The organism is Francisella sp. XLW-1, assembly GCF_008711455.1.
Classification (GTDB): domain Bacteria; phylum Pseudomonadota; class Gammaproteobacteria; order Francisellales; family Francisellaceae; genus Francisella; species Francisella salimarina.
This window is the reverse complement of sequence record NZ_VXKP01000002.1, coordinates 166,741-191,391: the sequence shown is the minus strand read 5'-3', so window position 1 is coordinate 191,391 and position 24,651 is coordinate 166,741. Positions and strand designations below refer to the sequence as shown.

The following is a 24,651-nucleotide window of genomic DNA, read 5'->3' as shown; positions in this document are numbered from 1 at the left end:
GACTTTAATGTCTACAAAAATATTTAAATCATTCTTATTTTTCATACTAACAATTCACTTAGCATTCTCATTTAACTCTGAAGAGTTAAATGAAAAACTAAATAACTCAATAAAATATCATAATCTTGAATCAGCACTAATTGGGATCAATATTATTGACTCTCAGAATAAAGCCGTTATTTTTTCAAAAGACTCTAACAAAAACTTCATGCCCGCTAGTAACACTAAATTATTAACGGGCATCTCAGGATTACTATTTCTTGGTAAACACTTTAAATACTCAACTGCTATATATTATGATTATATTAATAATCATACCATTGACAATCTCTATATTGAGTTTTCAGGTGACCCAAGTTTTACTACCAGGGACTTGAATAGACTTTTGATGAGCTTACAAAAAAAACATATCCGTAGCATAAAGAATATCTACTTTGTAAACCGCTACTTTAAGGGGCGTGATACACCTATCAATCAAAGCAATACTAGTTCTATATTTGGTTACGGAGCCCCAAGCTCAATATATAACTTGAATGAAAATGCAATAACCCTTCAGCTTACACCAAGCTCTAACTCCTTCAAAATAAAGCAAACTGATGGTGAGAAAATTAATTTTGTGAATAAGCTAGTTGTAGCTAAACCAGAGCAGCTAAAGACTTGCCAATTTAGCTCTAATTATGTGGATCATAAACTTGTTCTTAGTGGTTGCCTACCATTAAACAACTATACCTTTAGCTTTGCCATAGAAAATCCTCAACGACATATGCAACAAGCTGTCTTAGCTCAACTTGCACAGCTTAAAATTTCATCATCCAAACAAATAAAAGTCACAAATAAACTTCCAAAGAATCTAATATTTTTAGCAGATCATAAATCAGCTAATCTAACAAAGTTGCTAAAACATATGCTTTTAGTATCCGATAATCTTTATGCTCAGACAATCACAAGAACTATAGGCTATAAGTATAATCAAGTCGGAAGTATCGTATCCGGCAAAAATGCTATTGGTAAAATACTAAAAAGTAAGCTTAAAATTGACACTAGCCAAATTCAAATTGAAGATGGTGCTGGGATGTCAGATAATGATTTATTATCAGCTGATTTTATTAGTAATCTATTACAACAGATATCTCAGCATAAAAGTTTTGAGCTTTTTAGGAGTCTACTACCAATATATGGAGAAACCGGTACACTTAAAAATCGCTCAAGCGTCATATTAAAAGGCAAAGTTTATGCAAAAACCGGCACCGGAACAACTTCAGTTTCTCTATCTGGATATCTTTACACTAATGATAAGCAATATATATTCTCAATATTGATTAATAACCTCAAAGACTCACAAAAACAAGCTGCTATCGCTGTAGAAAGAGACTTGCTTGAGAGCATCTGCTAGAATTGCGATAAAATAATTTATTGAGCTTTAATAATGACTAAAAATATTTTAATAACAGGCGCTAATGGTGGGATTGGATCTGCCATAGCTTTAGCTGCAGCAAAAGCTGGTTATAATGTTGGTTTACATTATAATAAAAATCATGAGAATATTGATAAGCTAAAAACTCAGCTATCTAGCTATAATATCAATATATCAACATATTGTGCTGATATAGCAAATGAAGAAGATATCAAAAAAATGTTTGATGAGTTTATATCTGACCATGGCTCCATGTATGCGCTTATAAATAACGCTAGTACGATTTTTCATACTTCTCGTCTAGAGGATATGAGTATTGATCGTCTACAAAAAGTATTCCAAGTAAATGCTATTGGGAATATTCTATGTGCAAAACATGCTATAAAAAATATGTCGCAAAAATATGGTTATAGCGGTGGTAAGATTATTAATATATCATCTGGTGCATCTCGCTCTGGCTCGCCTAATGAGTATATAGATTACGCTTGTACCAAAGGTGCAATTGATACTCTTACAAAAGGTTTATCAAAAGAACTAGCTGATGAAGGAATCCTTGTAAACTGTATAAGACCTGGCTCTACATATACAGATATCCATAAACTATCTGGTGATGCTGCTAGAGTTGATAAAATCAAACACAAAATCCCGCTTAAAAGAGGTGGTTATCCTGAAGAGATTGCTAGTGGAGTTATTTGGTTATTATCAGATGGTGCAAACTACTGCACCGGTACTATTATTGATATCACTGGTGGACTATAAATAAATTAAAATCAACTCTGTGCAAAGCTACAGGACTTATAAGAATTTGTTATAGAGCTTATAACCATATACTATTTGACTAGACTTTTTCATTTACATACAATCACTTATAGACCTTAATTTTATTTTAAACATAGGATTTGGTTTAATTTAGAGAATATAAGAAAAATCTTGTATTAATAGTTAACTTTATAGTAAGGAAATCACCATGCTAAAAAAAATTGTAACGGCATTAGGAATGTCAGGTATGCTATTAGCAACCAGTAGTGCTATTGCTGATGACAAAAATACCGAAACAGCTACGCCTCAAAGTGTAGATTTATCTCCACTTCGCAATTTGAATAAACTCGATAGTCCAATGGGGAAAAATTACAACTATCATCAATCTTTCAAAAAGCTAGATACAGAACAGCTTAAGAAAGATATGCAAAATCTATTAACCCAATCTCAAGACTGGTGGCCAGCTGACTTTGGTAATTATGGACCATTTTTTATTAGACTATCTTGGCATGATGCGGGTACTTACAGAGTAGTAGATGGTCGTGGTGGTGCTAATCGTGGTCAGCAAAGATTTTCTCCGCTAAATAGTTGGCCAGACAATGTTAACCTTGATAAAGCAAGACAGCTTTTATGGCCAATCAAGCAGAAATATGGTGATTCTGTGTCATGGTCTGATTTGATTGTTCTAGCTGGTACAGTTTCTCTAGAATCTATGGGTATGCAGCCGATTGGTTTTGCTTTTGGTAGAGAAGATGATTGGCAAGGCGATGATACAAACTGGGGTATATCTCCTGAAGAGCTAATGTCTAGCAATGTCAAAGATGGCAAACTTGCTCCAGCTTATGCAGCAACTCAAATGGGTCTGATATATGTAAACCCAGAGGGACCAGATGGTAAACCGGATATCAAAGGTGCTGCTAGCGATATTCGTCAAGCATTTGGCGGTATGGGCATGACAGATAAAGAAACTGTAGCTCTTATTGCTGGTGGACATTCATTTGGTAAAACTCATGGTGCAGTTCCTGAAAAAGATATCAAAAAGGATATTGGTCCTGCTCCGGATAAAGCACCTATCGAGCAACAGGGCTTAGGATGGCATAATAGCTACGGTACTGGCATGGGTGATGATACTATGGGTAGTGGTCTTGAAGGCTCTTGGACTTCTACACCGACTTTCTGGAACCATGACTTCCTACATAACTTGTATAATCTAAATTGGGAAAAAACTCATAGTCCTGCTGGAGCTCACCAATGGACTCCTACAGATGCTAAGCCAGAAAATATGGTTCCTGATGCTCATAAGCCAGGGGTAAAACATAAGCCTATTATGTTTACAACAGACTTAGCGCTAAAAGAAGATCCAATATTTAATAAATATGCTGAAGAATTCTATAAGAATCCTGAAGAATTCAAAGAAGAGTTTGCTAAGGCGTGGTTTAAACTGACTCATAGAGATATGGGTCCAAAATCTAGATATATAGGTCCTTGGATTCCTGAACAAAACTTTATATGGCAAGATCCTGTGCCAGTTGCTGACTACAAGCAAGTATCAGCTCAAGATATCGCTCAACTTAAGCAAGATATCATAAACTCTGGATTAACAAATCAACAACTTATAAGAACCGCTTGGGATTCAGCTTCTACTTATCGTAAAACCGACTATAGAGGTGGATCAAATGGTGCAAGAATTGCTTTAGCTCCTGAAAAAGATTGGCAAATGAATGAACCTTCTAAACTTGAAGTTGTTCTTGCTAAGCTTAAAGAGATTCAAACTAACTTTAACAATAGCAAAACTGATGGCACTAAAGTATCATTAGCTGACTTAATAGTACTAGGTGGTAATGTAGGTGTTGAACAAGCAGCTAAAGAAGCTGGTTATACTATAGAGATACCATTTGTACCAGGTAGAACAGATGCTACCCAAGCTCAAACTGACATTGCTTCTTTCAACTATCTAAAAACAAAAGCTGATGGCTTTGTAAACTATAGTGACGGTAGTCTAGCATCTAATAAACTACCTCAGGCATTAGTTGAAAAAGCAAGTATGCTTAATTTAAATATCCCTGAAATGACGGTATTAGTTGGTGGTATGCGTGCACTAAATGTAAACTACGATGACTCTCAAAAAGGTGTATTTACCAAAACTCCAGGTCAGTTAAATAATAACTTCTTTGTAAACTTACTTGATATGTCTACAAAATGGGAAAAATCTGACACAAACAATGGTGAGTATATCGGTATAGATAGAAAAACTGGTGCACAAAAGTGGACTGCTTCTTCTGTAGATCTAATCTTTGGTTCAAATTCTGAACTTAAAGCTGTGGCTCAAGTTTATGCTGAAAATGGTAATGAGCAAAAATTTGTAAACGACTTTGCAAAAGCTTGGCATAAAGTTATGATGCTTGGCAGGTTTGATGTTCAAGAATAATTATTCTTAATCTCTTTATCTTTCTTACTACTAAAATATTGCATATCTAATCATTTACTCTAATATTTATATATAATCACAAATTATATTCGAGTATATATGGCATTAAACCTTTATCATGAAAATGATTATCTAAGACAAAATAATGATATATCAAAAAAAGATAACTTTTCTCCTTTTAGAAGGGATTATGCTCGTGTTGTCCACTCTTCATCATTTAGAAGACTTCAAGCAAAAACACAAATTTTCCCTAGTTTTGAAAATGACTTTTTTAGAAATAGGCTTACTCACTCTCTAGAAGTAGCCCAAATAGCTAAATCTATAGCTGTTAAACTCAACACAGAACATGGTCTAAATTTAGATTATGATCTAATTGAAACAGCAGCACTCTGTCATGATATTGGTCACCCTCCTTTTGGTCATAATGGTGAAGTTGCCTTAAATAAAAAAATGCGTAATTTTGGTGGTTTTGAAAGTAATGCTCAGATGCTACGACTAATATCACATACTGCTAAAAAAGATATTGATCAAAAGCAAACTTTTGGTTTAAACCTAACATATAGAACTCTCGCAGCAACTATAAAATATGATCAGCTTATTCCACCAATTAGTGATCTAGGTAAGCTTACAAAAGGCTACTATAATGAAGAATCAAGACTAGTTGAAGATATCAAACATAAGCTCCTCGAGCCTTATGGGATAACAACTACAGAAAACTTCAAAACTATAGAATGTTATATTATGGATGTAGCAGATGATATTGCTTATTCAACTTATGATGTCGAAGATGCTCTTAAAGGCGGATTTATAGATCCACTATCTATGGCAAGTATTGATAACAAGCTTCTAGACAAAATCTATAATGCAATGCCTAACGATTTAGAGATAACCAAAGATGAAATTCAAAATATCCTCAAAGATATATTTTCAGATTATATTGATTTCAATGTAGATAGCACGGAGATATACAAGATATCAAAAAATATTGCTAATAATAGCTTGTTACGTACAAAACTAACCTCAAAACTAGTCAATAGTTGCATTCAAAATATTGAGCTAGACCTAAACCTAAAAGTTCCTATTATTTCAAAGGTATATTTAAATAATGAAATTAGAAAACAAGTCGAAGTACTTAAAAAATATATTTTATTTAAAATAATAAAATCACCTAAACTTAATGTCTTAAGGTATCGTGGTCGAGAGATAATTTCAGAGATTTTTGATATTTTGATTAGCTCAACTCCGGATGAAAGCCTACTACCAGATGATATTGGTGCTATATTCTATAACACTCATAGCTCTCATGGTAAAGCTAGAATAATAAGCGATTACATATCATCTATGACCGATAGATATATAATAGAACTATATAATCAATTCAAATCAGATCCTTCGGCGATGATATTTAAGCCTTTTTCATAAACCAACTAGCCGTAGCAATCCCAAAAAATGATACCGCTCCAGCAAATACAACTAAATACACCGGTACTAAAAGGCTATTAGTTGTAGCTATAAGTGATATTGTCAAAGCGGGTATACCTGCAGAAAATATCAGATATCCCAAATTATAGGCAATACCATAACCACGACATCTATACTCTAATCTAAAAAAATTTGTAATAATCACATTGTATGTTGAAGCAAAAAATCCCATTATAATTGACAAAATAATAAAACATGCAAAAACATCAGTTCCGGCAATCATATTTTTATAGAAGATTGGGGTTACTGCTATACTTATCAAAATCAATAGCGCCATCATCTTAGACTTAGATACATAGTCACTAATAAAACCACCTAACAAACAACTAATCGCCATAATTATAGAACCAGTTAGAAGTAAACTAGAAATATCATAATTTGACTCTACATACATTTGTTTATACGCAGGTAAAAACATATATAGCTGAGTAGTTAACATAGCAATACAAGCAACTAAGGCTATACCAACAATTACTTTCACAATAAACATAGAGTTTTCAGAGCGAGGTTTATCTAACATTTCAGTAACTTTAGGAATATCTACAATATTTTTTCTCAAGAAAAATAATATAAATGTAAAACAAGCACCTATAAAAAATCCAATCCGCCAACCGTAATTTTCTATAAAGCTTTGGCTAGTAAAATGATTTAATATAAACAGTACAAGTGATGTCATCATAATCCCAATACTCAAACAACAAAACACTATACTTGTCATAAAGCCTTGTCTTTGAGGGTAGTTCTCGACAATATATACTACTGATACTGGTATCTCAGCACCTACTGCCAATGATTGTATACAGCGCAATCCAACAAACAAAATAGTAGCTAAAACACCAATACTTTCTATCGTGGGTAAAAAAGCCAATGCTAGAGTCGCAAAAAATAGTAAGAACATATTAAGCCTCAAGACAAATGCTCTACCCTTCTTATCAGCAATATATCCAAACCCCCAAGCACCAATAGGACGCACAAGATAGCCAACGATATATACTAAAAAAACCAATAAAGTATTGCTTATAGAACTACTTTTATCAAAAAACTTACTACCAATAGCTACAGCAAATACAGAATATATTGCAAAATCATAGAGTTCAAAAGCAGCACCTAATGATGAAAATAGTAATCTATTATAGTTTTTCATTAATTTTCTAATATCTAAGTTTGAAGATTTTAGTATATATTAGTGAAATAATAACGATAATCAAATATTAATTAGCATAAGCAGTAGATAGCTCCATCAACTCTAAAGTTACACTATAATTGTCTAGATTAACTTCAGAATTTAATAATTGGCGAATTTTAGCTTTCAATTGTTGTGAGATTTCTTCTAGATGCTCAGGCTTTCTTCCTTTTAGAACTTTAATCTGCATATGGATTACATCTAAGCTATCATCTCCTGCTACACTACTAAAACTGTACCTATAAACTCTACTTTTAAAGGTTTCTAATCTAGTTGGTAACTTCTCTACCAAAAATTGCTGCGCTAAATTTATTACCTTCTTTGCTAATTCTGTATCAAATTGTTGAGGTACTTCTAAGATTATATGCGGCATTTAAACTCCTTTTTTAATATACTGACCTAGTGGAGGCATCAAAAATACTGTTCTAGCTATATAGAATAATATTAGCGAAATCCATAAGCCATAATTTTCATAGGGTTGTAATAAAAAAACAAAAGCAATATACACTCCTGCTGATAAAATCATCGCATTTCTCATTGCTACAGTCTTTAGGAGACCTACAAACACACCATCTATCCAAAAGCTAAAACTTGCAAATAACGGCATAAGAAACGAAAAAATAATATATTTATTTATCTGGATCTTAACATCTACAATATCGGTAAAGATTGATATTATATAACCACTAAAAGAAGAATAAACCAAAGATAAAACCAGAGTTAGTATCATACTTTGCACAAATGTTTTGTAAATAGTTTCTCTCAATAGGCTAGTATTTTTATCAACGTACGCTTGAGCAACTAACGACTCAGTTGTATTAGCAAGAGCATCTAGAAACATCGCAAAAAACATACCTATTTCTACAAGTATAGTATTTGCTGCTAGAATAGTTTTTCCGTAATTCGAAGAAAATATATAAAAAGAATTAAATGCTAATAATAAACATAAAGAACGCACAAAAATATTTATATTAAGTTGAAGAAAAGGCATATAACTACGCAAATTTAAGAGCTTATAATCCACCAACTTTTTGATACTAAAACTACCTAATTTATAGAAATATCTAAATATTTTTGTACTCAGATAAATACTACAACTAGCAGAGGCTATAACTAAAGAAACTGCTACACCAACAACATTGTAATTTAAAATAACCACCAAGAGTGTGCTCAGCCCTATTGCTACACTCATATAGATAATAGAACTATAAAGTACTACTCTAGGATTTCCAACACCAATAAAGAAACCAATAAAAATATAATTTAGTAATGAAAAAAGCAAAATATAAATAGCAACATTATAAAAGTTTGCTAGTAACATTTTTATATCAAATGAAGTATTTACTATTTTTAATACAACAACCAGAATCACACTTTTAAGACTAAAAACAATTATTGATATTAGTAATGCAATTAACACGGCCTTTATAACTATTTCTAGCATCTTTTCAAGATTATTTAATGACTGAGCTATCAACCCTGTCAAACTCATTCTAAAAAATGAAAACATGAAACAAATAACATTTATTATTGAAACTCCTAAGCCTATTGCAGCAAGATAATTGCTGTCACTGAGATGACCAATTAATGCAGTATTGACAATACCAACCGTTGGTAAAACCAAATTAGATAATATAAGTGGTAAAGATAATAAAAATATTTTTTTGTGCATCTAAAGAATCAAAAATCTACTTATGAACAAAATTATAACATTTAAAAATATATAACAATTCCATTAGTTATACATATTTTAGCTATTAGTTTTTACAGCCAGCTATTAGTTTTTGATAATTAACAATTTATGACAATATGTTATATTGTGTCGCAATCAATAATACATAACCAGCTTTAAAGAAAAATTAATATTTATTTATACAAATCATAATAAACATCAGGAAAAATATTTTTTTCTTGATTAGCTTTATTTCGTAAGCATAAAATTAATTTGTAAGCAATATGCTTACGGTTATTAATACTTGTATTAGGAGAATTCCATTATGAAAAATAAACTTAAACTAACACCTACTATGGTTTGTGCTTTGATAGGTATAGGATCATTTTCAATAGCTAATGCTACTGATGCTTGGTCTACTGCAAACCTAAAGTCATACGTTGCAGGCTCTCAAGTAACTGATGGTGGCAAAACATATAAATGTAAAGGTTGGCCAGCTTCTGGTTGGTGTCAAATTGCTGCATATAAGCCTAATGGAACATATGGTTCTGATGCTTGGGATGTTATTGGTAATAATCCATCTCCGACTCCGGAGCCTACACCAGAACCAACTCCTACACCAGACCCAGTAAATCCTGGTGATTCAGTACAACAATGGGATGCGAATACTGTATACAATCCAAGCGACAAATCCAAACCTTCTCAAGCTATATATAATGGTAACTTATATACTGCTAAATGGTGGACACGCGGAGAAAATCCTGGCCAATCTGGACAATGGGGAGTATGGAAAAATGAAGGACCTGTAACTGAACAAGGTAAAGCAACTGTCTCAATAATACTACCTGCAAAACCTGACTTCATCGCAAAAGACAAACTAGCAGATGTTCAGATCCTAAAAGATGGTCAAAAAATAGCAGAGTCTACTAATGCTAAATGGGGTTCTACTACAAATCTAGAAGTTGTAGTTGGAAATAGCTCAGACTTAACAGTAAGTGTACCAGCTATTGATGGTGCTACAGGTTCTGCTACACCAGCATCATTTACTCTTGCTAAAAATGCCTCTAAAACAGTCAATATAGAATACACAGCTCCTAAGCCTGCCGAAGAAGGATCTATCAAAATAAATGCCTCAGCGGAAGTAACAGGCAACCCTACAGCTACGTATACTCTTAAAGATACCAATGGAAACGTTGTTAGTAATGGCAATCTTAAAATCAATGACTCTACAACTTTAGATCATATCCCTTCATCTGAAAGTGGTACAAGCTATACTCTTACTATAGGTAGTTTTACAACTAATGGTTATAACTATACTCCTAGCAAAACTTACGCTATAACTGTTACTAATTTTAATACAACAGCAGTTGATGTTACATTTGCTAAGAAACAGGTTCCTACTGAAACTATTTCCATAGCAGTAGAAGGCCTGCCAAAAGATAAAGCAACAACTCTTACACTAACTAACGAAAATGGTGATACTAAAGAAGTTGATATTAAGAGTAACTCTTCAATTACTGTAGAAGTACCAAAAGACGGAAATACTTGGAATATTGCAGTAGCCGCAATTGCTGGATTTAAACTTGCTGTGACTCCAACATCTTTCACAGCTAACCAAGATACTCAACAAATCTCACTAAAAATTACTGAAAATAGCTCGTCAAAAGATGGCTGGCCTGATAGAGTTGTTGTAGGTTATGTTAAAGGCTACAACTCTACATGGTATAGTCAACCAGATACCACAAATCAAATGATTTCAACAGCTCTTGACAGAGGCTACAATGTACTAGTATATGCTTTTATTGGTCAAGATACTGACGGTACAGTTTTCTTTGACAGTCCTTTTGAGGTAGATAACATGCAACTTAAATGGGAAGATAGCCTAATTGCCCAGCTGCCTACTCAAATGGAAACAATTCATCAAAAAGGTGGTATTGCTTTAATAGCTATTGGTGGAGGAGTCAACTTCTTCAGACCTGATATGAGTGGAGAAAAAGCAGTATCTGCTGGTAAAGCTATGGGTAAATTCATTGCAGAACACAACTTCGATGGTTTAGATATAGATGTTGAGCACCCTGTTGGATCAGCTAAAATAGATGCAAACTTCTTACGCTATATCGAAGCAACTAGAGCCGAGTACAAAAACATCACGGGTAAAGACATGTATCTAACGGCAGCTCCTCAAATACAAGGTTGGTATGGAAGCGGTCAATGGGCAAGTGGTAGTGCTAAGTTTGCTGAGCCTATGTATACTCAAAACTTTGTAAATAATGCTCATTTTGACGCTTTCTTTATACAAACATACAACCAGTATGGTGGTGCTAACTTCTCTGGACTTAAAGGACAAGATGTTGGCTTCTTAACCAAAACATTTGAGCTACTAAGCCCTCAAACACGCGATAAAATGCCTGGTGTACCTGCTGATGCATTTTATGTACCAGAAGAAACAAAGATAGTCCTAGGAGTACCAAACTTTAAAGATCCATCAGTATCTGAGTCTGAGTATAGAACAGGAACTTGTTTAGCGACAGCTGAATGCTCAGGTTCAGGATTATACAAACCTGCCGATATAACTAAAGACATTACTAACGGTGGTCTTGGTAACTATAGCCAATACGGCGGTGTAATGACTTGGATTCTAAATTCAGATGACTATCAAGGCTGGACTTGGGTTGATGGCGTCAAAGGAATAGCCTATAACTAATTCAGTCTAAAATTCTCAATTATCTTCTATAATTAAATTTCTTGATATAAATTTTAGCTTTTTAGATTAGTACTTTGCTTTACATTAACAACCTGTAGGGCAAAGTCTCTTAAAGAATTATTGTTTTATTGTTGTAAATAAAAATTCTATCATTAAGAACTAGGCTCAAAGCTGTTGATAAAACATTTTTTTCAACATCATGTCCAGCATCTCGCATGTCTTGCCATGAGTAATTATGATCTACCCTAATTATATCCTGAGCTATAATTGGTCCTTCATCTAAATCATCTGTGACAAAATGACTAGTTGCACCAATTATTTTCACACCTCTTTCATAAGCCTGCTTATAAGGATTAGCCCCGATAAATGCTGGTAAAAATGAATGATGAATATTAAGTAACTTGCCTTGAAATTGCTCAACAAAATTTGGAGACAATATTCTCATATACTTTGCAAGTACAATTACATCATAATCATAAGTTCTTATGATGTTTTGGACTCTTTCCTCATGTTCTTCTCGTGAAATCCTCTCATGAGAAACATACTCAAATGGGATATCAAACTTCTCTACCAGCTTCTTAAGATTATCGTAGTTTGATATTACTGCGGTAATATTCGCATCTAGTTTTCCTTCCGCATGCTTTATGAGCAAATCCCCTAAGCAATGCATTTCTTTTGTAGCCAAGATAACTATATTTTTCTTAGAAGAATCTACTAGTTTAATCTCTGAATCAGTGGGTAAAGTACTCTCTAAATCAACCAACATTTGCTCAATATTTACTTCTCCAGAAAACTCAGTACGCATAAAAAATTTATTATGCTGTTTATCAACGAATTCAGAGTTTCTCTCAACATTGAGATTATTTTCATAGATAATTTTTGAAACTTTATAAACCAAGCCTTTTTGGTCATCTGTCTCAATCAATAAGCGATACTTTTGCATTATATATTTTTAAAAGAAATTAATAGTAACCATAAACTATAATACATAATTATTATTTTAGTTAGATTTTTAGTTATTTTTTTGACTTATTTAGTTCCAAATATCTTATCCCCAGCATCACCAAGACCTGGAATTATATATTTTTTCTCATTTAGATGACTATCTATAGATGCTGTGTATAACTCAACATCTGGATGAGCATTCGCTAATGCTTCTATACCTTCTGGCGCAGATACCAGAGTAATAATTTTGATATCTTTTGATCCTGCTTTTTTTAATAATGTAACAGTCTCAATCATAGACCCACCTGTCGCCAACATTGGATCCACTATTAGTGCCACTCTCTCATCAAGCTTATCACAAAGTTTAGCAAAATAAGCCACTGGTTTAGCAGTTTCTTCATCTCGATACATACCAACCATACTAACTTTTGCAGCGGGTACATGCTCAAACACTCCATCCATCATACCAAGTCCAGCACGAAGTATAGGTACAACAGTCAACTTCTTACCTTTAATTTGATCAACTTCAATATTTTCACCTTGCCAGCCTAGAATTTCTGTTTTTTCAAGTTCAAACCCTGCTGTGACTTCATAAGTTAATAGGCTAGTTATTTCCTTAGTTAATCTTCTAAACTCTTGTGTGCTAATCACCGATGCGCGCATAAGACCTAATTTATGTTTAACCATAGGATGATTGATTTCAACTACTTTCATAATTTTCTCGAGATAGACTAATTTATTTAATTATAACAAAAGTTTATTAAATTAAGTGTTTTGAATTAGTTTATTACGATCTTTAAAATAAATAACCTCCTTGCTGAATATTCAGGAGGTATATTGAAATAGGTAATAATATTATTTAGAATTTTTTAGACAAAAGATTATTACTGTTTTTCCCAAACATTGCTGTTTGACGGAGTATCTCCTTGAGTCCACCATTTAGCTTTGTATGTAGATCCTTGATAAGTCACTGTTTGACCTCCAGAGTAAGCAACGCCACTCTCCCAAGCACCACCAGCTACAATAGGTTTCTTCCAAGCGCCACCATCAGAAGGCTTATTACCTTGAGTCCACCACTGTGCTTCATAACTTACACCATTATAAGTTACTTTATCGCCTTTATTATAGACTTTTGTAGCATCCCAAGTACCTGAAGCTGATGAGTTATCATTATCATTACCTTGGTTTGTATCAGTATTACCTTGATCTGTGTTTCCTTGATCATTACCCTGGTCCGCGTCATCACTTTGGTTATTATCTTGGTTATCAGTCTGACCAGAAACTGTACGCCATACACCCCACTGACCTGTTTGAGTAGGATTCTCGCCTTGAGTCCACCATTGCGCTTCATATGTTACACCATTCATAACTACTTTGTCGCCTTTGTTGTATACTCCATCAGCTGTCCAAGTATTTGCTGCTCCATTATCAGTATTTTGATCATCGCCTTGATCTTGATTTTGATCATCGTTATTGTTTTGATCATCATTCTGATCTTGGTTTTGATCATCAGCTGGTTCTGCACCTACAGTCTCAAAAGTTAGACTATCTTCTCTAGATGTAGCAGATGTATTTGCGATAACCTCTACATTATATCTTGTTCCTTTTTCTAAATTAGTCAGTACATAATTAAGGGCTGTAATATTCTCAGCAACCACATCACCATTAACTACTATCTTGTATCTGATAGAACCATCTAATTCTGGTTTATTCCATGATACTGTCGCTGAGTTTTCTGTAATATCTGTTACCGAAACATTAATTGTGTCTGATGCATAGACCTTAGCAACCGCATTTATTAATGATTTATTTGGATCTGTAGAATCATTGTCTGCTTGCCAGAACATAGTACCACCAAGATTTCTACTCTTAGTATATTTAGTCTTTTCACCTACAGACCATACGTCATCATAAGTTATAAATGATTTAGTTGATGGACTATATGCCCAAGGTTGCATAGCAACTTTACCATATTTGTTAAATACATCAACATTATGACTAATATCATAATACTTAAGATTAGATAGACCACTAACAGGCTTAGCTGTACCACATCCTGTTACAGGATCATTTACTGGATTCACTAGACATTTATAGTCAAATACACCAGCTTCGTAGTCACCAATACCTGGTGCTGTAATAGTCTGGAATAGACCACCATCAACATCACTATCAACCGTCATTGATCTAGCATATAACGGTAAACCAACAATTAACTTCTTAGCTGGCACACCTGCTGCAATATACGCATCTACAGATCCTTTGATTGACCAACCACCTTCTTTACCAATAGCTTGATCTAGAGTTACTCCATCAGCTGCAACATCAGTAACATTATCAACAGCATCAGTAGGACCTTTTCCAGCTGAGTACACTCTATTACTATACGGAGTATTACTAGGGAAATCAGTTGACGCTTGGAAGTATGCAGGGAAACCAGTACCCCAACCACCTTGATAGTCATAAGTCATAATATTGATTTCATCCATCAGCTCACCAGTTTGCTTCCAGAAATCTGATACGCTATTTGGATTACTCGGATTTTCCATTGCCTCGATACGACTTCTAGCACCATTCACAGCTATAGCAAGATAGTATTTTTTACCATCTGCTTTACCTGCCTTGTCCAATTCAGTACGAAGAACTTTGAAGAAAGCCAACATCTTCTTAGCTGGCGCCACATCATTACCATAATCTGACCACCACTCCCAGTCGATATCAATACCATTAAAACCAAGCTTACGCATTAATTCAATCGACTGATCTGCAAAGTTTTGCATACTTTGCTGACTAGAAGCTAGCTTTTCAAACATTGGAGCCGTTGTAATTCCATTATTGGTCCAACCACCAAACGACAAGAATGACTTTAAGTATGGATACTTTTTAGCTGCTCTAGCTGCTGCAGACAGACCCCATGAATCTGCTGAAGCATCTAATGTTTTGATATTGCCAGTATTTTTATCAAACCCTATAAACGCATAAATTATAGTGTTTAACTTATCGTATTTGAAATCATACGGGTTATATTTACGACCCCAGACAGCCCACTGTGCGTAGTATGCAGCATTTGTATATCCTGGAGTTGGATCCTCACAGACATTGTTTTCACACGGTCTTTGAATATCTAGATCTTTACCATCTACCTTTAGACTGCTTACGATAGGAACTACTACCCCTGGCAGCACAACTGCATTACCAGAATCTGTACCCATGATGTCACATGACTGGCTAAAGTTAAATGATGCAGTATCATCTTTTAATGTCATTTTTGTTACAAAATCACCACTGGTATTCTGAGTAGTATCAAAATTAACATTATCAACAGTTGTACCAAAACAATTACCCCAACCTGCTTTAGGTTTAAAGTTACTTGTAAACTCAACTGTTTTACCAGATGCCACATTATTAATACTTAAAACAATTTTATTATTATAGTCCTTAAATGGTGCTTTAAAATCATAAGTTTTAACATCATTTACTGGAGCTGCTTCAGCTACTGCAAAAGAACCAACGCCCATCAAAGCGCATACCATTGAAACTAATTTTGTTTTGTTCATGAATTTCTCCTTATACAAACATTAATAACTGTAAGTTTATTGCTTACAGATTCATTTTATGCTTATCAAATCAAGCAAATCAAGCAATTTTTTTTTCAAATCCTATTTATTATGATTTGCATAAATAAATATTAATTTTTCTTTAAAGTTCCTGCTAGATTCTTATTGAGACACAATATAACATATAGCCAAAAATAAATAATTATCAAAAACTAATAGCTCCAGATAAAAAATAATAGCTAAAACTTGAATACAAAGATTAATTTATAGTTGCATAACACAACAAAAAAACAAATAAATTATTAATAATTCAAATAGTTTTCTTTACATAAATTTACAGATTACGATCTAGCAAAAAGAAAATAACATTTATTGACAATATAATTTGACATTAAATTGTTTTAAAACTTATGTTTATTAGCTAATATTCTAAAGTCGAATATATTTTAAATTCTAATTTTTTGAGAGGAAACTAATCATGAATAATAATTTCTATACTAATGTAAATAATAAAATACTAGAAATAAAAGAAGCAGGCACATACAAAAGCGAAAGAATAATAGCTACTCCACAAGAACCTGTAATTAATCTAGAAAATGGTGAAACACTAATTAATTTCTGTGCAAACAACTATCTTGGCTTTGCAAATAATCCAGAAATAGTTTCTTATGCAAAAAACCATATTGAAGAATGTGGTTATGGTATGGCATCAGTTAGGTTTATCTGTGGTACAAACTCTGTGCATAAGCAACTAGAAAAAGAACTAAGTGAATTTTTCGAGTTTGAAGATACAATCCTATATCCATCATGTTTTGATGCCAATGCAGGGCTTTTTGAGACACTTCTTACTAAAGAAGATGCCATTATAAGTGATTCTCTTAATCATGCTAGTATTATTGATGGTGTTAGATTGTGCAAGGCGATGCGTTTTAGATATAACAATAATGATATGCAAGACCTTGAAACAAAACTTATAGAGGCTGATCAAGCTGGAGCAAGATTTAAAATGATTGCTACAGATGGCGTCTTCTCAATGGATGGTATTATTGCTGATCTAAAATCTATTTGTGACTTAGCCGATAAATATAATGCCATTGTTATGGTTGATGATTCTCACGCTTCAGGGTTTGTAGGTAAAAATGGTAAAGGTTCAATTGAACATTGTGATGTTATGGGTAGGGTTGATATCCTAACTGGTACTCTAGGCAAAGGATTAGGTGGCGCTTCTGGTGGCTACATTTGTGCTAAAAAAGAAGTAGTAGATTTACTTAAAAATCTTTCTAGACCATATCTTTTCTCAAATGCTTTAGCACCTATAATAGCTAAAACATCTATTAAAGCTTTAGAGATAACTAAAAATTCAAATGAATTAAGAGAGCAATTACAGGCAAATCAACAGAGATTTAGATCAAAAATGACTGCTGCAGGCTTTGATTTAATACCAGGAGAACACCCTATTATTCCTGTAATGATATACGATGAGAAAAAAGCAGCTGAATTTGCTGATAAGCTACTAGATTATGGTATATATGTAATCGCTTTTTCATATCCAGTGGTACCTAAGGGTAAAGCCAGAATTAGAACACAAATGTCTGCTGCCCATACTTTTGAACAAATCGATAAAGCTGTTGATGGCTTTACAAAAGCTGCCAAAGAATTAGGTATTATATAGTTAATAGGAATCAAACTATGAAAGCACTTGCTAAATTAAAAAAAGAACCTGGTATTTGGATGTTTGATGATGCTCCTATACCAGAATATGGCTACAATGATGTTTTGATTAAAATTAAAAAAACAGCAATTTGTGGCACTGATTTACATATTTATAATTGGGATAAATGGTCTCAAGCTACCATACCTGTACCAATGATTACCGGACATGAATTTGCTGGTGAAGTTGTAGCCAAAGGAAATGGTGTTACAAGTGTAGATGTTGGCGATAGAGTATCTGGTGAAGGTCATCTTGTATGTGGACAATGTCGTAATTGCAGAGCAGGTAAACGCCATCTTTGTAGAAAAACCATTGGAATAGGTGTAAATGTACAGGGAGCTTTTGCTGAATACTTAGTAATGCCAGCTGTCAATGTTTTTAAGATTCCTGATTCTATCAGTGATGATATAGCTAGTACATTCGATCCTATGGGTAATGCTATTCATACAGCACTTTCATTTAACCTAACTGGTGAGGATGTACTTATAACTGGAGCTGGTCCTATTGGACTTATGGCAGTCAAGATAGCAAGATTCTGTGGTGCTCGCAGAATAGTTATCACGGATATTAATGAATATCGTCTACAGATGGCTAGAGACTTCGGAGCTACTGTTGCAGTAAATGTATCAGAGTTTCAAAATCAACAACAATTGATAGCACAAATGCGTAAAGTCATGTCAGAAATTGGCATGACAGAAGGGTTTGATGTAGGTTTAGAAATGTCTGGGATTAACTCAGCAATATCTATGATGCTTGATGTTATGAATCATGGTGGCAAGCTGTCACTTTTAGGCATATCAGCTGGAGATATCTCTGTTGACTGGGGAACTATTTTGTTCAAAGGTCTTACTCTTAAAGGTATTTATGGCAGAGAGATGTTTGAAACATGGTATCTAATGACTAGTATGCTTCAAGCAGGTATGGATATGGAACCAATCATCACACATAGACTTCATATCAATGATTATCAAAAAGGATTTGAAATAATGAAAAGTGGTCAATGTGGCAAAGTAATACTGGATTGGAGTAGCTAAATGGAAAATTCAAATCACACAAATACAACTAAAGTTGATATACAGTGGATTTTTACACTATTTGGTACTGCTATCGGAGCTGGATTATTATATCTTCCTGTTCAAGCTGGGCATAGTGGGCTATGGGCTTTAGTAACAGTTCTTATTTTTGCACTACCATTAACATATTACTCACATAAGAATATGGCGAATATAGTGTTATATACAGATAATGGCGGCATTACGGATGTTTTCACACATAATCTTGGTAAATTATTTGGGCTAATTTGTGTAGTCCTGTATTTTTTTGCTATATTTTTAAATATACCGATGTACTCAATTGGTTTAAATAATGAACTAAGTAACTTCTTATTAAACTATCATATTGTTAACACCAATCTTTCGACTAATATATGGTTTAGCTTTAGTATTCTTGCTGGACTATTAGTTATTGTTTCTTTAGGGATCAATTTAATCCTTAAATTTATGCAACTAATAGTAATATTTCTAATAATATTAGTAATTACACTGTCACTATATATAATTCCATATTGGAACTTTGAGTTTATAACTGATAGTCATTTTGACACTATTGGTTATATTACTGGTGTATTAATGGTCTTGCCAATTTTGATATTATCAATGAATCATTCACCGGTTATTTCTAGTCTAGTAATATTCTATCGTGATTATGTAAAAGTAGAACGTTTGCAAGAGAAGTACAAAGTATATAAAATCCTTCAGATTAATGCATTGATTCTTTTTATATTTGTACTATTATTCGTAACATCTTGCTTACTCAGCACCACAATACATGACCTTGATAGAGCGAATATGAATAACCTCTCAATAGTAACTCTAATACAAGAACAACATCCAGGGACATTACTAAACATTCTAGCTCCTATGATAGTTTTTACAGCTATTATAAGCTCATTTATCGGTTGCTATATTGGCTCTAAAGAAGCATTAAAATATTTATTCAAATACTTTTTTAGAAATATCTATAAGATCAATATCACAGAAGCAGTCATAAATAGAATTTGTGTCGGTTTAATATTTATGATTTTATGGATATGTACAATCTGTAATTTCAAGATACTTAACATTATAGGAATATTAGTCGCTCCTACCGTAGCTTTCTTATTGTACGTATTGCCCGTGATAATAATCTACAAAAACATACAATACAAAAACTACAGACGTGTAGTACTTGATTCTATTTTATTTATAATGGGATTAGTAATAATATTTGGATATGTAATAGGTTTACTACTAAAATAGATAACTAGCTAATCTGCCAGTTAGTAAACTCTAAATCATCTTGGGTTGTGATTTTAATATTCTTTCTAGAGCCTTCAACGACTATTGGGTTTATACCATACAGCTCCAAAGCCGATGCTTCGTCTGTTATTTTATCTATGAGATTATTTGTATAACAAAAATCAAATGCTTTTTCTAACTGACAAAGTCTTGATAGTTGTGGAGTCTGTGCAAGCCAAATATCTTGTCGATCAATAGTCTTAGCTATAATCATCTTTATAGCTACCTTTTTAACCGTCTCAAATGCTCTAATAGCCAAGATACCAGCTTGAGTATGAGAGTCTTGAGTTTGATTATAAAGCGCTATGACATCTTCTATATTCACACAAGGTCTAGCCGCATCATGTACAAATATCCAATCATCACTTTTACGATCACCGATAAATTTAAGCGCACTATAAACACTATGGAACCTTGTAGCACCACCTACACAGTATTGAACTTTTGGATGATCAAAATACTCAGAAGTATTCCAAAGATTATCGCTATCACTAATCGCCACAATAACTTTGTCAAAGAAAGAATCTTCCACAAATTTTTCTAAAGTATTATCAAGTATAGTTTTACCATTAATGAGTTTGTAATATTGCTTAGGAATATCCAACTCCATCCTTGAGCCTATACCAGCAGCTGGAATTATTACATACTTATTTGACACTATAAAAAATCTCTCCCTGCTTTATCAACCCCATATTTTCACGAGCCAAACTCTCAAGCACTTCACTATTTTTACGCAGCGAAACTACTTCTGAATACAGTTGAGCATTGGTCTGAGATTTATGCTTGATTTCTTTTGTCTGTGTAGCAATTGATTTTTTTAAAATCTCATACTTTAATAAGCCTGTATTACTAAACCAAAGTTGATATTGTAATAAGGCAATTAATAATAAAACTATTGAAATAAAAATATAAAAAAAAGAATTAGATTTTATACTCATGAAACTATTATTCTTCTACTTGAACCACAACTTTTTCAGTTTCACTTTCTTCTACAACAATCTCTTGAACTTCATGATCAGCTTCTTCTGAACTAAAGACAAATGCCTTAACACCTGGATAGATAGCATTTTCACCTAGCTCTTCTTCAATTCTGATTAATTGATTGTATTTAGCTATACGATCAGACCTAGATAAAGAACCTGTTTTAATTTGTCCTGAACATGTTGCTACTGCCAAGTCCGCAATGATAGTATCAGATGTCTCACCAGAGCGATGAGATACTACACATGTATAACCCGCTTGACCAGCCATTGCCATCGCTTCGAAAGTCTCAGTTAAAGTACCTATTTGATTTAGCTTAATCAAAATTGAATTAGCGACACCTTGTTCGATACCTTTAGCTAGGATACTTGGATTAGTAACAAATAAATCATCTCCAACTAACTGTACTTTATTACCAAGCTTCTCAGTCATTAGTTTCCAACCAGCCCAATCTTCTTCTGCCATACCATCTTCGATAGATACGATAGGATATTTTTCTACCCATTTAGCATAGTATTCAACCATTTCTTCAGAGTTTAGAGACTTCCCTTCAGATGCTAGCTCATATTTACCATCTTTGTAATACTCACTACTTGCTGGATCTAAAGCTATAAATACATGTTTGCCTGGCTCATATCCAGCTTCCTTAACAGCTTTCAAAATCGCTTCGATAGCTGCTTCATTAGATGGCAAATCTGGAGCATAACCACCTTCATCACCAACACCAGCGACACTGTAACCGTCTGCTATTAGCACCTTCTTAAGTGTATGAAAAACCTCTGTACCACATCTTAACGCTTCAGAGAATGTCTCAAAACCAGCAGGAACAATCATAAATTCTTGCATATCAACATTATTATCAGCGTGTGACCCGCCATTAATAACATTCATCATCGGAACTGGCATTAAATACTCTTTAACATCCATTAAGTAACGGTAGAAAGGTTTTCTCAACTGAGATGCTGCAGCTCTAGCAGTTGCCAATGAAACACCTAGGATAGCATTAGCTCCGAGATTACCCTTATTCTCTGAACCATCAAGCTCTATCATAGTCTTGTCAATTAATCTCTGATCTAACGCATCCAAACCTTTAACAGCTTGAGCAATTTTTGTATTAACATTCTCAACTGCCTTGTAGACACTTTTACCCAAGAAAAGAGATTTATTACCATCTCTTAATTCCAATGCTTCTCTAATACCTGTAGAAGCTCCTGAAGGAACAGCAGCACGACCAAAAGCACCACTTTCTAAAATCACATCCACCTCAACAGTAGGATTACCACGCGAATCTAATATTTGTCTAGCAAAAACTTGCTTGATTTGTGATGACATAACTATAATCTCCTTTAGATAAATTAAGTCTTATTATGAATTTAAAAAAATCCTATCAATTATAAGCTAGCAATGTATGCTTTGCAATTTAATATACTTAGATTATTTCTCTGAAACTATCTCCTGAGCCTCACTAAAGTTAAGACTCTCTGGCGTAACTATGGTGAATGAAGAAGTATCTACTGCTGACTTTCTTACAAAAATTCTATATATTGAATACACACACAGAATAGCACTAGATATTATAATAGGACTAGCAACGGATCCTATACCATAAGCAATTGTTAAAACCCCTATTGCTCCTAACACCTCATTCTCCTCCAAAAAGTCACTAGCATGTGATATTGACAATGGATATATCACAAAAGCACAACCTCCAAATACAAATATCACTATTGCAAATATTAAGTAAGATGTGTGGAATAGAGCTATAAGAGAAGATGCTATAAATATACCGGCACCTGCTAATAATATTACTTTTCGTCTATCGATAAGATCTGAGATTTTACCCATAGGAACTTGTAGTAACATTCCTCCAAGAATAGTTGTCATCATTAACACAGAAACCATATCATGATCAATATTTACCCTAACCATAAATATTGGTAATAAAGTATAGATAGAACCCAAAAGGGATCCACCTATAACACTGGCAGCCATAGCAAGAGGTACTTTCTTGATAATTTTTATTGGTGAACAAACCTCCTCAGAATGTGGTACCGGAGCGACTGTTTTTGTGAATGCCATCAAAACAATTGCAATACTACAAAGCGACGATATAAAGCAATAAGCCAATAGTCCACTGCTAAAATGAACATTTATCATTAACTGTGATAATGCTTGAGTCCCATAATATACAAATAGATATATCGAAAATACTAAACCTCGATTTTTTTTCTCTGCAGATAAAATACACCAACTCTCTATAACGATAAATAATGCTGCAAGAGAATACCCACATACAAATCTAAAAAACACCCAAACAGGTACGCTTTTATTAACACCTACAATCAATGTACTAATTGCCATAAGAGACGCAAATAAAACAAAAGCACGAATATATCCGACTCTAACTATCGTAAATTGAGAGAAATATGATCCTGCTGTCATTCCAAAAAAATAGGCTGCTGATATTATACCTATCATTAAATTAGAACGACCAAGGCTATTTAGCTCTATTGATGAGTAAGTTGTGAAGAAACCATTGCCAAATGATAGTACACACATTGCAACTATAGGAGTAAGAATAAGAAATAGAGTTTGTCTAACAGTCATTGCTCTACCCTCCGTAAGATATATAATCAATACAGCAGATTATATAGAAATGGACTAAGTAAGTTAAGCTAATTATAGGAAAGTTTTTATAAGAAATTCTATATGTCTTTTTTAAGCTTTAGCCAGTTTATATAACCATATATTGCATTAAATAAATATATCAACCACATTGCCAAAAATGCAACGCCATCCCCTGAACCAGAAAAATACTGTTGCACCCATATAACTGTTGAGAGAGTATTAATAACTATCCATAATACCCACTGCTCAATATATGCTTTAACCATCAAAATAATTGCTACAACTGATACCACACCAGTTAGAGAGTCAGCAACTAGGCCTATCTGTTGGTCAAAATATCCTTTTAGAATGAAAAAACCATACAAAAATGCAGCAATCACAATTCCACTAATAAGATAAATCCTATATTTGTTAGATAGCGTTTTTGTGATAATATCATTATTCTCTGTTACATTCTGCGGCTTAGTCCAAGTATATAAACCATAAAATTGCACTGGAAAAAAGAAAAATGCAAAAAGTAAAAACTGTCCATAAATACCCTGAGTATAACAAATGTAAGCATAAGTAAGATTATTTACAAACGCAAAAAAATAATTAAGTATCTTACCTTTAGCAACTAACAATAAATTTAACATACCAGTGACTGTAGCTATAACAGTAAGCACTAAATAATCATCTGTAGTCAAAATACTTATGACAGCTAGAATACTTACAGAAGCCACAAGCCAAGCTATCTCAAAAACATTCCAATCATGAAAAATTTGTGACAGATTAACACGTCTAAAACCACTAAAATAAATAGATAACTGAGAAAAAAACTCATTAATTATACGAGTCATAATAAATAAACC

General features: G+C 33.5%; 19 protein-coding genes. 8 read left to right on the top strand and 11 right to left on the bottom strand.

The annotated features are described in order from the left end of the window. The first annotated feature begins 7 nt into the window (after positions 1–7). The 4 genes from dacB to dgt all read left to right on the top strand — a co-directional run bounded on the left by dacB (position 8) and on the right by dgt (position 6,023). The gene (gene dacB / locus F3D59_RS03430) at positions 8–1,393 is read left to right on the top strand and encodes a D-alanyl-D-alanine carboxypeptidase/D-alanyl-D-alanine-endopeptidase (RefSeq protein WP_150463803.1); all 1,386 of its coding nucleotides are present in this window, start codon (positions 8–10) and stop codon (positions 1,391–1,393) included. 33 nt (positions 1,394–1,426) lie between these two features. Further along, positions 1,427–2,173: an SDR family oxidoreductase gene (locus tag F3D59_RS03425; RefSeq protein WP_149368027.1), complete on the top strand. Its 747-nt coding sequence runs from the start codon at positions 1,427–1,429 to the stop codon at positions 2,171–2,173. A 208-nt stretch (positions 2,174–2,381) separates the two neighbouring features. Then, positions 2,382–4,601, top strand: coding sequence for a catalase/peroxidase HPI (katG, locus tag F3D59_RS03420; protein WP_150463802.1), 2,220 nt, complete (start codon positions 2,382–2,384; stop codon positions 4,599–4,601). Positions 4,602–4,700: 99 nt separating this feature from the next. Then, positions 4,701–6,023: a dGTP triphosphohydrolase gene (gene dgt, locus F3D59_RS03415; protein ID WP_150463801.1), complete on the top strand. Its 1,323-nt coding sequence runs from the start codon at positions 4,701–4,703 to the stop codon at positions 6,021–6,023. Here the strand turns inward: dgt and F3D59_RS03410 are convergent. The 3 genes from F3D59_RS03410 to F3D59_RS03400 all read right to left on the bottom strand — a co-directional run bounded on the left by F3D59_RS03410 (position 6,007) and on the right by F3D59_RS03400 (position 8,938). Then, positions 6,007–7,227 carry an MFS transporter gene (locus tag F3D59_RS03410; protein ID WP_150463800.1) on the bottom strand — a complete coding sequence of 407 codons (1,221 nt, stop codon included), beginning with the start codon at positions 7,225–7,227 and terminating at the stop codon, positions 6,007–6,009. The two genes, dgt and F3D59_RS03410, sit on opposite strands and share 17 nt — an antisense overlap. Positions 7,228–7,294: 67 nt before the next feature. Beyond that, positions 7,295–7,639, bottom strand: a complete 345-nt coding sequence (locus F3D59_RS03405; RefSeq protein ID WP_150463799.1) for a hypothetical protein — start codon at positions 7,637–7,639, stop codon at positions 7,295–7,297. Beyond that, positions 7,640–8,938: an MATE family efflux transporter gene (locus F3D59_RS03400; protein ID WP_150463798.1), complete on the bottom strand. Its 1,299-nt coding sequence runs from the start codon at positions 8,936–8,938 to the stop codon at positions 7,640–7,642. A 325-nt stretch (positions 8,939–9,263) separates the two neighbouring features. Between F3D59_RS03400 and F3D59_RS03395 the strand changes: the two genes are divergently transcribed. Further along, complete coding sequence (locus F3D59_RS03395; protein ID WP_150463797.1) at positions 9,264–11,642, top strand: glycosyl hydrolase family 18 protein; 2,379 nt, start codon at positions 9,264–9,266, stop codon at positions 11,640–11,642. A 109-nt stretch (positions 11,643–11,751) separates the two neighbouring features. Here F3D59_RS03395 and purU read toward each other — a convergent pair whose 3' ends face one another. The 3 genes from purU to F3D59_RS03380 form a co-directional block, all read right to left on the bottom strand. Next, positions 11,752–12,585, bottom strand: coding sequence for a formyltetrahydrofolate deformylase (purU, locus tag F3D59_RS03390; RefSeq protein WP_150463796.1), 834 nt, complete (start codon positions 12,583–12,585; stop codon positions 11,752–11,754). Positions 12,586–12,671: 86 nt separating this feature from the next. Continuing rightward, positions 12,672–13,301, bottom strand: coding sequence for a uracil phosphoribosyltransferase (gene upp / locus F3D59_RS03385; protein ID WP_149368015.1), 630 nt, complete (start codon positions 13,299–13,301; stop codon positions 12,672–12,674). 170 nt (positions 13,302–13,471) lie between these two features. Continuing rightward, the gene (locus F3D59_RS03380) at positions 13,472–16,144 is read right to left on the bottom strand and encodes a glycosyl hydrolase family 18 protein (RefSeq protein ID WP_146421099.1); all 2,673 of its coding nucleotides are present in this window, start codon (positions 16,142–16,144) and stop codon (positions 13,472–13,474) included. Positions 16,145–16,622: 478 nt separating this feature from the next. On the opposite strand from F3D59_RS03380, the gene F3D59_RS03375 reads away from it, so the two are divergent. Genes F3D59_RS03375 through F3D59_RS03365 form a run of 3 tightly spaced genes read left to right on the top strand, consistent with a single transcriptional unit; the run spans position 16,623 to position 20,152 of the window. Then, entirely contained in the window at positions 16,623–17,816 is a 1,194-nt protein-coding gene (locus F3D59_RS03375) for a glycine C-acetyltransferase (RefSeq protein ID WP_150463795.1), read from the top strand. 17 nt (positions 17,817–17,833) lie between these two features. Next, positions 17,834–18,889 (top strand): L-threonine 3-dehydrogenase, encoded by a 1,056-nt coding sequence (gene tdh / locus F3D59_RS03370; RefSeq protein WP_150463794.1) that lies wholly within the window; start codon positions 17,834–17,836, stop codon positions 18,887–18,889. Beyond that, the gene (locus tag F3D59_RS03365) at positions 18,890–20,152 is read left to right on the top strand and encodes an amino acid permease (protein WP_150463793.1); all 1,263 of its coding nucleotides are present in this window, start codon (positions 18,890–18,892) and stop codon (positions 20,150–20,152) included. 4 nt (positions 20,153–20,156) lie between these two features. Here the strand turns inward: F3D59_RS03365 and ispD are convergent, their stop codons facing one another. The 5 genes from ispD to pnuC form a co-directional block, all read right to left on the bottom strand. Beyond that, positions 20,157–20,849: a 2-C-methyl-D-erythritol 4-phosphate cytidylyltransferase gene (gene ispD / locus F3D59_RS03360; RefSeq protein ID WP_150463792.1), complete on the bottom strand. Its 693-nt coding sequence runs from the start codon at positions 20,847–20,849 to the stop codon at positions 20,157–20,159. Continuing rightward, entirely contained in the window at positions 20,839–21,129 is a 291-nt protein-coding gene (locus tag F3D59_RS03355; RefSeq protein ID WP_013923473.1) for an FtsB family cell division protein, read from the bottom strand. The genes ispD and F3D59_RS03355 overlap by 11 nt, the downstream gene beginning before the upstream one ends. A 7-nt stretch (positions 21,130–21,136) precedes the next feature. Beyond that, the gene (gene eno / locus F3D59_RS03350; RefSeq protein WP_013923474.1) at positions 21,137–22,504 is read right to left on the bottom strand and encodes a phosphopyruvate hydratase; all 1,368 of its coding nucleotides are present in this window, start codon (positions 22,502–22,504) and stop codon (positions 21,137–21,139) included. A gap of 102 nt (positions 22,505–22,606) precedes the next feature. Further along, complete coding sequence (locus tag F3D59_RS03345; RefSeq protein WP_150463791.1) at positions 22,607–23,779, bottom strand: MFS transporter; 1,173 nt, start codon at positions 23,777–23,779, stop codon at positions 22,607–22,609. A gap of 98 nt (positions 23,780–23,877) precedes the next feature. Further along, positions 23,878–24,639, bottom strand: a complete 762-nt coding sequence (gene pnuC / locus F3D59_RS03340) for a nicotinamide riboside transporter PnuC (protein WP_150463790.1) — start codon at positions 24,637–24,639, stop codon at positions 23,878–23,880. Between the last annotated feature and the right edge of the window lie 12 nt (positions 24,640–24,651).